General features: G+C 69.8%; 15 protein-coding genes. 7 read left to right on the top strand and 8 right to left on the bottom strand.

Annotation, left to right across the window (positions count from 1 at the left end):
• The first annotated feature begins 124 nt into the window (after window positions 1-124).
• Entirely contained in the window at window positions 125-1,177 is a 1,053-nt protein-coding gene (locus ABH935_RS02140; RefSeq protein WP_370376035.1) for a polyprenyl synthetase family protein, read from the top strand.
• 15 nt (window positions 1,178-1,192) lie between these two features.
• Here the strand turns inward: ABH935_RS02140 and ABH935_RS02135 are convergent, their stop codons facing one another.
• Entirely contained in the window at window positions 1,193-1,555 is a 363-nt protein-coding gene (locus tag ABH935_RS02135; protein WP_370376034.1) for a DoxX family protein, read from the bottom strand.
• Between the two features lie 151 nt (window positions 1,556-1,706).
• Between ABH935_RS02135 and ppgK the strand changes: the two genes are divergently transcribed.
• Window positions 1,707-2,444 (top strand): polyphosphate--glucose phosphotransferase, encoded by a 738-nt coding sequence (ppgK, locus tag ABH935_RS02130; RefSeq protein WP_370376033.1) that lies wholly within the window; start codon window positions 1,707-1,709, stop codon window positions 2,442-2,444.
• Between the two features lie 44 nt (window positions 2,445-2,488).
• Here the strand turns inward: ppgK and ABH935_RS02125 are convergent, their stop codons facing one another.
• Together ABH935_RS02125 and ABH935_RS02120 are read right to left on the bottom strand one after the other, a co-directional pair.
• Complete coding sequence (locus ABH935_RS02125; RefSeq protein ID WP_370376032.1) at window positions 2,489-3,154, bottom strand: response regulator; 666 nt, start codon at window positions 3,152-3,154, stop codon at window positions 2,489-2,491.
• Window positions 3,151-4,335, bottom strand: a complete 1,185-nt coding sequence (locus ABH935_RS02120) for a sensor histidine kinase (protein ID WP_370376031.1) — start codon at window positions 4,333-4,335, stop codon at window positions 3,151-3,153. The genes ABH935_RS02125 and ABH935_RS02120 overlap by 4 nt, the downstream gene beginning before the upstream one ends.
• Window positions 4,336-4,535: 200 nt before the next feature.
• Here ABH935_RS02120 and ABH935_RS02115 point away from each other — a divergent pair, with 200 nt between their 5' ends.
• Window positions 4,536-5,102 carry a hypothetical protein gene (locus ABH935_RS02115; protein WP_370376030.1) on the top strand — a complete coding sequence of 189 codons (567 nt, stop codon included), beginning with the start codon at window positions 4,536-4,538 and terminating at the stop codon, window positions 5,100-5,102.
• A gap of 230 nt (window positions 5,103-5,332) precedes the next feature.
• On the opposite strand, the gene ABH935_RS02110 is transcribed toward ABH935_RS02115, so the two are convergent.
• Window positions 5,333-5,944 carry a flavodoxin family protein gene (locus ABH935_RS02110; RefSeq protein WP_370376029.1) on the bottom strand — a complete coding sequence of 204 codons (612 nt, stop codon included), beginning with the start codon at window positions 5,942-5,944 and terminating at the stop codon, window positions 5,333-5,335.
• Window positions 5,945-6,009: 65 nt separating this feature from the next.
• On the bottom strand, window positions 6,010-7,011 hold the full coding sequence (locus ABH935_RS02105) for an aldo/keto reductase (protein ID WP_370376028.1): 1,002 nt from the start codon (window positions 7,009-7,011) through the stop codon (window positions 6,010-6,012).
• Between the two features lie 126 nt (window positions 7,012-7,137).
• Here ABH935_RS02105 and ABH935_RS02100 point away from each other — a divergent pair, with 126 nt between their 5' ends.
• Together ABH935_RS02100 and ABH935_RS02095 are read left to right on the top strand one after the other, a co-directional pair.
• On the top strand, window positions 7,138-7,884 hold the full coding sequence (locus ABH935_RS02100) for a TetR/AcrR family transcriptional regulator (RefSeq protein WP_370376027.1): 747 nt from the start codon (window positions 7,138-7,140) through the stop codon (window positions 7,882-7,884).
• A gap of 240 nt (window positions 7,885-8,124) precedes the next feature.
• Window positions 8,125-8,607 carry a DUF6328 family protein gene (locus ABH935_RS02095; RefSeq protein ID WP_370376026.1) on the top strand — a complete coding sequence of 161 codons (483 nt, stop codon included), beginning with the start codon at window positions 8,125-8,127 and terminating at the stop codon, window positions 8,605-8,607.
• 4 nt (window positions 8,608-8,611) lie between these two features.
• On the opposite strand, the gene ABH935_RS02090 is transcribed toward ABH935_RS02095, so the two are convergent.
• On the bottom strand, window positions 8,612-8,941 hold the full coding sequence (locus ABH935_RS02090; protein WP_370376025.1) for a helix-turn-helix transcriptional regulator: 330 nt from the start codon (window positions 8,939-8,941) through the stop codon (window positions 8,612-8,614).
• Window positions 8,942-8,943: 2 nt separating this feature from the next.
• Window positions 8,944-9,267: an STAS domain-containing protein gene (locus tag ABH935_RS02085; protein ID WP_370376024.1), complete on the bottom strand. Its 324-nt coding sequence runs from the start codon at window positions 9,265-9,267 to the stop codon at window positions 8,944-8,946.
• 294 nt (window positions 9,268-9,561) lie between these two features.
• Between ABH935_RS02085 and ABH935_RS02080 the strand changes: the two genes are divergently transcribed.
• On the top strand, window positions 9,562-9,960 hold the full coding sequence (locus ABH935_RS02080) for an ATP-binding protein (protein WP_370376023.1): 399 nt from the start codon (window positions 9,562-9,564) through the stop codon (window positions 9,958-9,960).
• 12 nt (window positions 9,961-9,972) lie between these two features.
• Here the strand turns inward: ABH935_RS02080 and ABH935_RS02075 are convergent, their stop codons facing one another.
• Entirely contained in the window at window positions 9,973-10,842 is an 870-nt protein-coding gene (locus ABH935_RS02075) for a class II glutamine amidotransferase (protein WP_370376022.1), read from the bottom strand.
• Window positions 10,843-11,021: 179 nt separating this feature from the next.
• Between ABH935_RS02075 and ABH935_RS02070 the strand changes: the two genes are divergently transcribed.
• Window positions 11,022-11,972, top strand: coding sequence for a YihY/virulence factor BrkB family protein (locus ABH935_RS02070; RefSeq protein ID WP_370376021.1), 951 nt, complete (start codon window positions 11,022-11,024; stop codon window positions 11,970-11,972).
• Window positions 11,973-11,984: the final 12 nt, after the last annotated feature.

Genomic DNA, 11,984 nt, shown 5'->3' with positions numbered 1-11,984 from the left:
TCATCTCAGTACGCTAGCGTCTCAGCGAACTGATTGTCGATGGATTGATGAAAATTTCACGAACCCTGTCATCGCGCATGGCGGGGCGGCCGGTTCCACGCCGGCCCGGGCGGGGGAGAAGGACATGACAACGGAGGCACCCACCTGGAATTCGGCCGGCGTGCTGCGGCGATTGCGGGAGCTGGGGGAGCAGCTGACCGCTTCGACCGGCCCCGGCGGCATGGCCGACCGCGCGATGGGCGACGCGCTGACCGGCTTCCTGGACCGGATCGCCGCGCGCGGCTCGGGACCGGCGGTCGACGGCATCGTGGCCCTGCCGTTCCTGGTGCACGGGCTGTACTCCGGCGAGCCGGCGGCCGCGGAGCCGGCCGCGATGGCGCATGTGCTGTGGTGGGTGTCGGCGCGCTACCTGGACGACCTGTCCGACGCCGCACCGGGGGCCGTCGCCGCCTCCGACGCCGACCGGAACCTGCTCGCGGTGGTGGGGATCGCGTGCCACCTGTCGGCCACGGTCCTGGACGACGCCTGCCGCGACGATCCAGCGCGGGCACTGCTGCTGCGCCAGGAGCTGTCGCGGTGTTGGCACCGCGCGATATCCGGGCAGCTCGCAGACCTGTCTTTGACCGCGGCGACGGCCACCGCCGAGGAAGTGATGGCCGGCTATCGCGGCAAGACCGGCGCGCCGTACGCCATGGCCTCGGCGATGGGGGCGGTGCTGGCCGGCTGCGACCCGGCGCGGGTGGACGCGCTGCGCGACTTCGGCGAGCGGTTCGGAGTCCTGCGGCAGGTGGTCAACGACCAGCGGGACATCGCCTCGCGCCGGTACGAGGACCTCCGTAACGGTACGGCCACGTACATGGTGGTGCGGTATCTGGAGTCGCTGTCCGAGACGGAGCGAGGGGCGGCGGAGAAGCTGCTCGTCGGGTGCGCGGACTCGGCCTCGGCCCGGGACGAGTTCGCGGCGCGGCTGACCGAGCCGGGGTGGTTGCGGGCGTTCGCGGGGATCGTCAGGCCGCTGATCGACGGGCTTCATGCGACGGTCGATGAGGTCGGCGCGGTTGATGCCGGCGAGTTCGGCGGGGTGGCCGAGTGCGCCGAGTATGTGGCCGGGCTGCACGGGCTGATCGAGGAGACGGTGAACTTGTACCCGGAGTTCTTGCTGGGGCTTCCTGGCTGACAGGGAATTATCAGTTCAGACCCGTCCCACCGCGATGAACACCGCGAGCGCGAGGTAGACCAGATTCACCAGCACCAGCTTGTTCTGCCCGAGCCGGCCGTGCGTGATCATCGCGCCGACCATCAGCAGCACCCAGCACACGGCGGTGACCGGCACCATGGCCGGCGCGACGCCGACCGCCCGCGGTGCGATCAGGCCGACCGCGGCCAGGATCTCCAGGGCCCCGATGGCCTTGATGAAGCCGACGCTGGCGCCCTCGGTCCACTCCCCGCCGTGCTGCGCGGCCAGCCTGGCCTTGGGCACGGCCGTCTTCAGCACGCCGCCGGTAAGCGCGACCGCCGCCAGCACTGCGGCGGCGATCCAGAGTGCCACGTTCACGGGTCTCTCCCTCGATGTCTGGATCCAGCTGATGGCTTCACCCAGCTGGTGTCTTCAAGACCTGAGTCGAGACAGCCCGCGACTTTGTGACACGGTCTCACCGGAGTCGGCCCGGCTGCGGCTGTCGGCGTCGGGCCTTATGGTCTTGTCCGTGCAGACTTTCGGCGTGGACATCGGCGGCTCCGGGATCAAGGGCGCTCCCGTGGACCTGGACAGTGGAGACCTCGCGGCCGAGCGCTACAAGGTCTTGACGCCGCGTCCGTCGGCTCCCGACGCCGTCGCGGACGCCGTGGCCGAGGTGGTCGGCCACTTCGGCTGGACCGGACCGGTCGGCATGACGTTCCCGGGCGTCGTCACCGCGGGTGTCACCCGCACGGCCGCCAACATGGACCAGAAATGGATCGGCCTGGACACCCACGCGCTGCTGGGTGCCCGCCTGGGCCTGCCGGTGACGGTGCTCAACGACGCCGACGCGGCCGGCCTGGCCGAGACGACCTTCGGCGCCGGCCGCGGCCGCGACGGCACGGTCATCCTGCTGACCTTCGGCACCGGCATCGGCAGCGCCGTCTTCACCGACGGCCACCTCGTCCGCAACACCGAGCTCGGCCACCTGGAACTCCACGGCCGCGACGCCGAGACGCACGCCTCGTCCAAGGCCAAGGAGGACGAGGACCTGAGCTGGGCCCACTGGGCCCGCCGCGTCCAGAAGTACCTGGCCCACGTCGAGATGCTCTTCTCCCCGGACCTGTTCATCATCGGCGGCGGCGTCAGCCGCGAGGCCGACAAGTTCCTCCCGCTCATCGAGGGGATCAGGGCCGAGATCGTCCCCGCCACGCTGCGGAACAACGCGGGGATCGTCGGGGCGGCGATGACGGCGTCGAAAGCCTGAACCTTGTCGCAGCGACAAGGTCAAGACACGCTGACGCCGCGGATTCAGGCTCCCGGGTAGAGCCCCGCTCGGAAGGTGAACGAGACGAGTTGTGCTCGATCGCGCGCGCCGACCTTCGTCATGGCTCGCACGGCGTGCGTCTTCACGGTCAGCGGCGAGACGTGCAGCTGGGCCGCGATCTCGTCGTTGCCCAGTCCGCTCGCGACGAGCACGATCACGTCCCGCTCCCTGGGGGTCAGGGCGTCGAAGCGGTGCAGCAGATCCCGGTCGACGATCGGCGGCGGATTGTGGGTCATGTGACCGATGAGCGCTGCCGTCGCGACGGCGGAGAGCGCCCCGCCACCGGCGACGACTTCGGTGATACCGGCGACGAGTTCGGCGGGGCTCACCGTCTTGCTCAGGAAACCGTTGGCGCCCGCGCGCAGGGCGGCGAGCACGATCTCGTCCTGGTCGAAGGTGGTCAGGACGATCACCCGCAGCCTTTCGGGCGGGTGTTCTCTGCGGATCCGGCGGGTGGCCTCGACACCGTCGATGCCGGGCATCCGGATGTCCATCAGGACCAGGTCGACGGCGTGGGTTCGGAGGAACGGCAGGGCCTGGAGCCCGTCGGAGAGGTCGCCGGCGACGACCAGGCTCGGGTCGAGCCGCAGCATCGCCCGGATGCCGGCCCGGATCTCGTCCTGGTCGTCGACGATCAGAATTCGCGTCATCGCAATGCCGCCCCCACCGGGCTGAACTCCGCACGGACCCGGAATCGTTCGCCGTCGTCGTCGATCGTCAGGCGTCCGCTGGATGACTCGACGCGTTCGCGCATCCCCACGAGCCCGAGTCCGCCGCCCAGGCTGGAGCCCCGGGACGACCGGCCGACGCGGTTCTCCACGGTGACGCAGATCCTGCCGTCGCGCTCACGCACATCGACCGTCGCCGTCCCCTGTCCGTGCCGGTGGGCGTTCGTCAGTGCTTCTTGGACGACCCGGTAGACCGTCACACCGACGCTGGGCTCCACGAAGACGGTCGGGACGTCGATCGAGGGCCGGACGTCCAAGCCGATGCTCTCGAAGGAGCCGATGAGCCCTTCCAAGCTGCTCAGCGCCGGGATCGGCCGGAGCGCTTCAGCCTCCGGCGCGTCGTCCGAGCGGCGCAGGAGCGTGAGGATCCGCTGCGTCTCGACGACCACGGTGCGCGCGGCGGACCTGGCCGAGACGAGCGCCGCCCGGGACGCCTCGGAGCCCTCGGGAAGCCCGATCTCCGCGACCCCCAGATGCATGCTCAGCATCGCGACCTGGTGGCCGACGACGTCGTGCAGGTCCCGGGCGATCCGCAGCCGCTCCTCGACCACGCGCCGGGTGGCTTCGATCTCGCGGGTGGCGATGGCGCTCGCGGCCCGTTCGGCCAGCATCCACCACCGGTCGTGGTGGATGCGCAGCGCAGCCCCGGTCGCTCCGCCCGCGATCGCTGAGAACAGGGCCGCGGCGCCGACGACGGCGCCGCCGCGGAACCCTCCCACCGTCATGAACGCGCCCAGGAAGGACGCTGCGACGACGGCGATTCCGATCAGCGCCCGACGTCCCCGGAAGGTGACCGAGAACAGCACGAGCACCGCCATCATCCACACCGACAGCGGATCCCGGCCCACCGCGGTGACGGCGAAGGACGCCGCGCTCGTCACGACCAGTCCGGCCCACGGCCACCGCCACGACAGCGCGACACCGCCGCCGGCGAGCAGCACCGCGAGGGCCGTCGGCCAGCCCGAGCCCCGCACCAGCACGGCCACGATCTGACCGGCGAACACCAGCGCGGCCACGGAATAGGCGGCGAGATGCAGTACTTCGGGGCGCCGGATCCACAGAGGCGTCGCGGCGCCTCGGTGATCGTCCTGTGGCGTGGCCATGGCTTGATTCTCGTTCACGTGTGCCGCGGTCGCGTACTTCGAACGAAGTAGACGGTGGACCCGCTCGACCAGCCGAGGCGAAGAACTACTTCGTTCGAAGTACGTGGGCCTGCCCGAAGGCGCCGAGACTCCATTCGCAGGGGCGGCGCCCAACCGGCCGCCGCACATCCCCATCCCCACCGAAACCGTACGGAGCAGCCATGACTCTCACCGCCACGTCCGACCAGGCCACCTCGGCGCCCAGCCTGCGCCGGCTGTACATCGTCCGCTTCGCCTTCGCCGCGGTCTGGGCGGCTCTTCTGCTGGTGCTCGGCCCGGATCTCAAGGCCGGGACGAAGACCCTGCTGGTCCTCTATCCCGCGTTCGACGTGGCCGCAGCCGTCGTCGACGCCAAGAGCTCACGGGCCGCTCGCTCCATCAAGGGCCTCTACGCCAACATGGCCATCAGCGCGGCCGCCGCAGTCGGCCTGGCCGCCGCCGGCACCGCCGGCATCGCCGACGTCCTACGGGTCTGGGGCGCTTGGGCCATCGCCTCGGGTCTGGTCCAGCTCGTCGTGGCGCTGCTGCGCCGGTCCATGGGCGGTCAGTGGGCCATGATCCTCAGCGGTGGCCTCTCGGTGCTGGCCGGCGCCTCGTTCCTCGCTGACGCCGCCAAGACTGATCCCTCGCTGAAGGTCCTCGGCGGCTATGCCGCGCTCGGCGGCATCTTTTTCCTCGTCTCCGCCCTCCGTCTGTCCCGCGCCGCCAAGACGGCGGTGGCGGAGTGACGCGCGCGACTCCATCAGCGGTCTAAGGAACTCCCGCGCCCCAGGTCAGCAAGGGGTGTAACGCCAGAGCGCGTGCCGACGCCTGTATTGACGGCGAGAAGGTGGCATCTCGTACAGCGTCCGGCCCCGGAACCCGTCGCCCATTCCTGACGGGGTCCGGGGCCTGACGCTTTTCTGCGGTGTGACAGAGCCTTGAGTCAGCCCGGCCCGCGGCGGTTGCCTCGTGCGGCTCAGCCGGCTGTGGTGACCGGTATGTCGGCGAGGTCGAGGCTCTCCGCGAAGCGGCTGGTGTGGGTGGCCACGCGCCGGCCGAGGTGGCGGGCGGTGGTGAGATCGGCCTGGTGGACGGCTTCGGGGCCCTGGTCGTTCCAGGTCTGGGCGCCGGCGCCGAGGTAGAACCCGAGCCGGTTGTGGTCGTGTTCGCTGGCGGTGGTGGTGTTCCAGCCCGGGAGCAGGCCGAGGTTGATCCAGTGCATGCCGTGTTGGGCGGCGAACATCGCGAAGTACTGCAGGGTGTGCAGCTTGTCGCCGCTCATGGAGCCGGAGTTGGTGAAGCCGGCGGCGAGCTTGTCCTGCCAGGCGCGGGTCATCCATCGTGCGGAGGTGGCTTCGGCGAAGGTGTGGAAGGCGCCGGAGGCGCTGCCCATGTAGGTGGGGCTGCCGAAGATGATGGCGTCGCAGTGGTCGAGGGTGTGCCAGTCGTCGTCGGTGATCGTGGCGACGTCGATCAGTTCGACGACTGTGTCGGGTACTGATGCGGCGCCCTCGGCGACGGCGTTCGCCAGTTCGCGGGTGTGGCCGTAGCCGGAGGTGTAGGCGATGGCGACGGTGATGCCGGTCATGATCGTTGTTCCGTTCTTCGTGTTCGGGTTCTTGCTGGTGGCAGGTCGGGGGCGCGATCGGTGGGTCAGATCTCGCGGGCGTTGGACGTCTCGGCCATGTCGGGGTACCGGTCGCCGGTGACCTGGTCGGCGATGGGTTCGAGGAGGGCCAGTTCGTCGGCGGTGAGGGTGAGTTCGAGGGCGGCGAGGTTTTCGTTCAGGCGGTTCGGACGCCGGGTGCCGGGGATCGGCACGACCGTGACGTTGTGGACGGTGCGTCGCTGGTGCAGCCAGGCCAGAGCGACCTGCGCCGGCGTGGCGTCGCGGTCGGCGGCGATCGTGGTGACGGGGTGCAGCAGCGCTGTGTTGTGCCGGGCGTTCTCTCCGGTGAAGCGGGGGAATCGGGAGCGGACGTCATCGGCGCTGAACGCGTCGGGGAGGGCGCCGGTGAGGAAGCCGCGGCCGAGGGGGGAGTAGGCGACCACGCCGACGCCGAGTTCGGCCGCGGCGGGGACGAGACTGCGTTCGACGTCGCGGGTGAACAGCGACCACTCGGACTGCACCGCGCTGATCGGGTGGTGCGCGTGGGCTTCGCGCAGTTCCTCGCCGGTGACCTCGGACAGGCCCAGGTGGCGGACCTTGCCGGCCTGGACGAGGTCGGCCAGCGTCCCGACGGAGTCGGCCAGCGGGACGGCCGGGTCGCGCCGGTGCATGTAGTACAGGTCGATGACCTCGATGCCCAGCCGCGCCAGGCTGGCATCGACGGCCCGCCGGATATGGGCGGGGTCGTTGCTGAACGACATCGATCCGTCGGCGGCTCGGACGCTGCCGAACTTGGTCGCGATGACGACGTCGTCCCGGTGCGCGCGGACGAACGGCGCGAGGAAGCGCTCGTTGTCGCCGTGGCCGTACATGTCGGCGGTGTCGAACAGGGTGACACCGGCGGACAGGGCGGCGTCGAGGGTCTGGCGGGCCGAACCGGCGTCGGTGTCGCCGTAGAACTCGCTCATCCCCATGCAGCCCAGCCCCTGTGCGCCGACGAGGGGGCCGTCGGAGCTGAGTCGGACAGTCGGAATGGGTGGGGGCATGGAATCTCCTAGCGATCGGCACCGTGTTCGTACCGGTGGTGGCTCGTGCCCGGTGGTGACAGTGTCAACGCTAAGTCGATATCGCTGTCAGTGTCAACGTCAACGGAATCTTGGTACCATCGATACATGCGCAGCGACCTTGGCTCCTCCGAGACCGGTGCGGAGCGCCGTGACCAGCAGCAGGCGGTCCTGAAGGCGGCGGCCGAGCTGCTGACCGAACACGGGCCGGCCGCCATCTCGACGCGCGCGGTCGCGACCGCCGCCGGGGTGCAGACGCCCGCGCTGTACCGCCTGTTCGGGGACAAGGACGGCTTGCTCGACGCCCTCGCCAGCTACGGGTTCGAGAGCTACCTGGCCGAGAAGCGAGGCCTGGAACCGAGCGAGGACGCGATCGAGGACATCCGGCGTGGCTGGAACATTCACGTCGAGTTCGGGCTGCGCAACCCCGCGTTCTACGCCCTGATGTACGGCAACCTGCGCCCCGGCCGCCGCCCGTCCGCGGTCCAGGAGAACGGCGAGATCCTGCGCCGTCTCCTGGAGCGGGCCCGCGAGCAGGGCCGGCTTCGCGTCCCGGTCGAGACGGCCGCACGGGCCATCGAGGCCTCGACCACCGGCGCCGTGCTGCAGCTGCTGTCGCAGCCCGAGGACGAGCGCGATCCGACCCCGCTCACCGGGCTGCGGGACACCGTCATCGACTCGATCGTCAGCACCGAACCGGCGGCCGACGACGTCCGAGCCAGGATGGCGGAGCGCGCGCTGGCGCTGCTGGCCGCCGTCGGTGACGGACGCGGGGAGGACCCGGTCGTGGACGCCGGGTTCAGGGCTGCTGAGGCGGCGCTGTTGCGGGAGTGGCTGAGCGTCCTGAGCCGGTGACGAGCCTTGTTTACTCGACAGTTTCACGGCCATAAGGAGCCGGTTCGAACGCAGAGACGGAAATCCAGTTGCCCAGGAGGCTCAGATGTACATCAGCGTAGGCGCCATTGTCTTAATACTCGTCATCGTCCTTGTCGTGATGATGATGCGGCGGCGCTAGCCCGCCCCGACTTCCGCCTTCCGTGCCTTGATGTCTCTGGGGGAAGTCGGGACCCTTCCGGCGCTATTGAGGAATCCGTCATGGTTGTTTCCAAGGGAGAAACGGGGGACCAAGACCGCCACGAGACGCAGGAAGAGCGCGCCGACCGGAACCTGGTGGAACTCCTGCAGGAGCTCCGTGTGCTCCAGACGGGCGTTCAGATCATCTTCGCCTTCCTGCTCGGCATCGCGTTCACCCCGCGCTTCGTCCAGCTCTCGGGTACGCAGCAGGACGTCTACATCGCCGCGCTTCTGACGTCCGTCCTGTCGGTCGCCGTGCTCGCGACACCGGTCGCCGTCCACCGCGGGTTGTTCCGGCGGGGGATGAAGGAACAGGTCGTCATCGTGTCCACCCACTGCGCGCGGGTCGGCACGTTTCTTCTGTCGGTCGCTCTGGACTGCGCCGTTTTCTTGATCATCGATGTGGTGCTCGGGCGAACCGCGGCGTCGGTCCTCACCGGATGTGTCGCGGCGGCGTTCCTCGCGCTGTGGTTCGTGTTCCCGTGGGCGCTGCGGCGGTTCTGATCCGTTACTCCTCGGAACCGGGCGCCGGATCGGTCTCGGAGGTCCGGGTCTGCGCCAGGACCTCCAGGAACGGGCCGATGACCAGCCCGTCCTGGGAACTGTGGCGGAAGCCGCAGTCGGCGTGGACGGTGTAGGTCGTGCGGCGGCCGGTGCGGTGGCGGCTGATGTAGCCGGCCGATTCCAGGTCGTTGATGATCCCGAGGGTCGTGCGCTCGGTGAGGCCGGCTTCGCGGCTCAGGTCGCTGACCCGGGAATCGGGGTTCTTGGCGATCGCGACCAGTACGTGGCCGTGCCCGGTCAGCAACGTCCACACGCCCTCGGAGCCGCGCGTCATGACTAGGCGTCCGTGACCGGCCCCTTGACGGAGAACAGCTCCGTGACGCCGGCCAGTTCCAGGACCCGCAGTACCGGCTGCGACGGGTCGGCGACGGTGAAGTCGCGGCCGTTGTCGACGGCGCGCTGTCTGGCGTGTACCAGGACCCGGAGCCCCATGGAGTCCAGGAACTCGACCTGGGAACAGTCGATGACCAGGTCCGTCGTGCCGTCCCAGGCCTCGTCGAGGTCGGCCTCGAAGCGGGCGTGGGCGGCGAGGTCCACGTCGCCGGCGACGGTGAGCACCACGCGGGCGGCGTCATGCCTGGCGGTGCTGGAGAACTCCATGGACGACTCCCGGTAGTCCGCTTCTCCGGCGCCGAATCGCCGGTGATGGTGACTCCAGCTTTCGGCACAGGCGCCGACTCTGTCAACAGATACATGAAATAGTTCTCGTGTTTTTTGTTTCCGGGGTCGATCTTGCCGGGCGACGACGGTTTACACCGGGCGTAAGCGGACACAGCGGCAGGTGGTCGCCGCTCTGCTGATCGACGGCCGCCTGTGAACGCGACACCGCCGGAGAGCAGACACATGGGTCCTGAAGCACAATCGGAGCGAACGTCTTCCGCGGTCGAGGATGTGGTGGAGACCGTCTTGATCCAGGTGCCCGCCGATCCCGACTACCTGGCTGTCATCCGGTCGGCTGCCGCGCATGTCGCGACGAGGTTCGGTTGCACGCTTCCGGAGGTCGCCGACTTGCGGCTGGCGGTCGACGAGGCCTGCGGTCTGCTGCTGCGTCACACGGTCCGGGACGGGCCGGCCGTCGACGGCGCGGGGGTCGGGGATCTGGAGTGCCGTTTCGTCCTCGATGCCTCGACGCTTCGAGTCGTGCTCGGCCGCCGGGCCCGGAACTCGGCGCCACCGCAGAGTGACGAGTTCGGATGGGCGATCCTGTCGGCGCTGGTGGACGACATCGTCTGGCGCACCGAGGGCTCGACGGTGCAGGTGGAGATCCTGAAGCGCCGTGCGACCGAGACGTGAGGAGTTCCTCGCTCAAGCCGTGCTTTGCGATGCGGCGGCGTGCGGATCGAGATCGGCGGCCGTGAGCGGGTGTGCAGGCGGGTCCGGCAGCGCGATCCGGCTCGTGACGTGCTGGTCCGGGCCGACGTGCACGAGTTCGCCGGGGCGCAGCGCGCGCCAGTCGGGATTGTCGTCGAGGCGCTCGCTGGCCACGATGACGGACGGCAGCTCGGCGAGATCTTCGGCGCGCACCCGCAGGCGTCCGTCCGCCCCGGACTGATCGAGGTGGCGCCCCCGGTGGTGGCCGCCGCGGTGGCGGTTCAGCACGTACAAGGTGTGGGTGGCGGGATACCGCAGAGCCCACAGCTGGTCGTCGGTGGTCATCACGATGTTGAGGGCGAACAGCGGCAGATGAGCCGCGACCCACCGGGCTGCGGACTCCAGACCCGCGGTCACGTCCCCGTCGGCGGCCTCGGTCTCGCGGTTGACCAACGCGAAGAAGCGCTCTGAGTCGGTGTCGCCCCGGACCTCCGCCATGGCGTCGCCGAGGTGCCGTTCGAGCTCGTCCAGCCCCTCGATGACGCCGTTGTGGGCCAGCATGCGGCCGTCGGCGCAGAAGGGGTGGGTGTTGCGCTCGGACAAGGCGCCGGTCGTGGCGTAGCGCACGTGCGCGATGAAGGTCGAGGATTCCACGGTCCTCGCCTCCTCGGCGAACGCACGGTCCTCGTAGGCCGCGATCGGGGCCTTGTGCAGCACGGGTTCGCCGTCGGGCTGGAAGTAGCCCAACCCCGTTCCGTCCGGATCCCGCCTGCTCTGGACGGCGAGGCTGTCCTTGGCCTGCAACAGCCAGAACGTCGCGCGCACGCGTTCCGGGGCGCTTGTCATCGCGAACAACCGGCACATGTCTCGCATCCTCCTCGTACCCTCGGTGGCTCGACCAGGTCCGGCATGTGCCCGGACCCGACGGCCGCAAACCACGGGCGTTTGACCGGCGGCGCGATGGACATGCGGAGGGCCCGAAGCCGTGAACGAGGAGGAGCTCGCATGAACGCGTCCTTGTCTGGCCGACCCGGCGCGGCGTCATGAGCCTCGGCGACCGTACCAGAGCCCTGACCCGCCGCATCGACGCCTTCCAGCAGCGGCGCCGCTGGCTGGCCTTCCCCGCGGCGGTGTGGCGCAAGCTCTCCGACGACCAGGTCGGCAACCTCACCGGGCTGCTCACCTTCTATGCCTTCGTCTCGCTGTTCCCGCTGTTGCTCCTGCTGGTGACGGTGCTCGGGTTCGCGCTGCGCCACGACCCGGCGCTGCAACAGTGGGTGCTGCGATCGGCGCTGGCGGACTTCCCGGTGATCGGCGACCAGTTGCGCGGCAACATCCACGCCCTCGGCCGCGGCCCCGTCGGCCTCGTGGTCGGGCTGGCGGGATCCCTGCTCGGAGCGCGCGGGCTCGCCAACGCCGCACAGAACGTCCTGAACCGCATGTGGGCGGTCCCGTACAACCGCCAACCGGGCTTCCCGTGGTCCTGGCTGCGCAGCTATGCGTTCATCGCCGTGGTCGGCGTCGGGATGGCGGTCACCACCCTGGTGGCCGACCTGGCGGCCGGTGTCGGCAGCGGGCCGCTCTCGGTCGGGATCCGGGTCTCGGCACTCCTGGCGGCGGTGGTGATCGGAACCCTGACGTACTGGCTGGCCCTGCGTCTGGCGATCGCCGCTGAGGTGCCCGGCCGCCAGCTGTGGACCGGTGCCGTGATCGGCGCCGTCGGCTGGCAGATCCTGCAGGCGGTCGGCGGCTACTACGTCACGCACCAGCTGCGGCACGCCTCGACGCTCTACGGCACCTTCGGACTGGTCCTGGGCCTGATCGCCTGGTTGTACCTCCAGGCCCGCGTGACCTTGTACGCCGTCGAGGTCGATGTGGTCCGCGCGCGCAAGCTGTGGCCGCGCAGCCTGTTCCCGCCGCCGGTCGTCGCGGGCGACCGGAAGGCCTGGGACTCGGCGATGGCGGCGCAGGACCGGGCACCGACCACGGACTGAGGAGAAGAGACT

The organism is Catenulispora sp. GAS73 (assembly GCF_041262085.1).
Classification (GTDB): domain Bacteria; phylum Actinomycetota; class Actinomycetes; order Streptomycetales; family Catenulisporaceae; genus Catenulispora.
The sequence above is the reverse complement of the archived record's forward strand: the minus strand, read 5'-3'. Positions and strand labels throughout refer to the sequence as shown.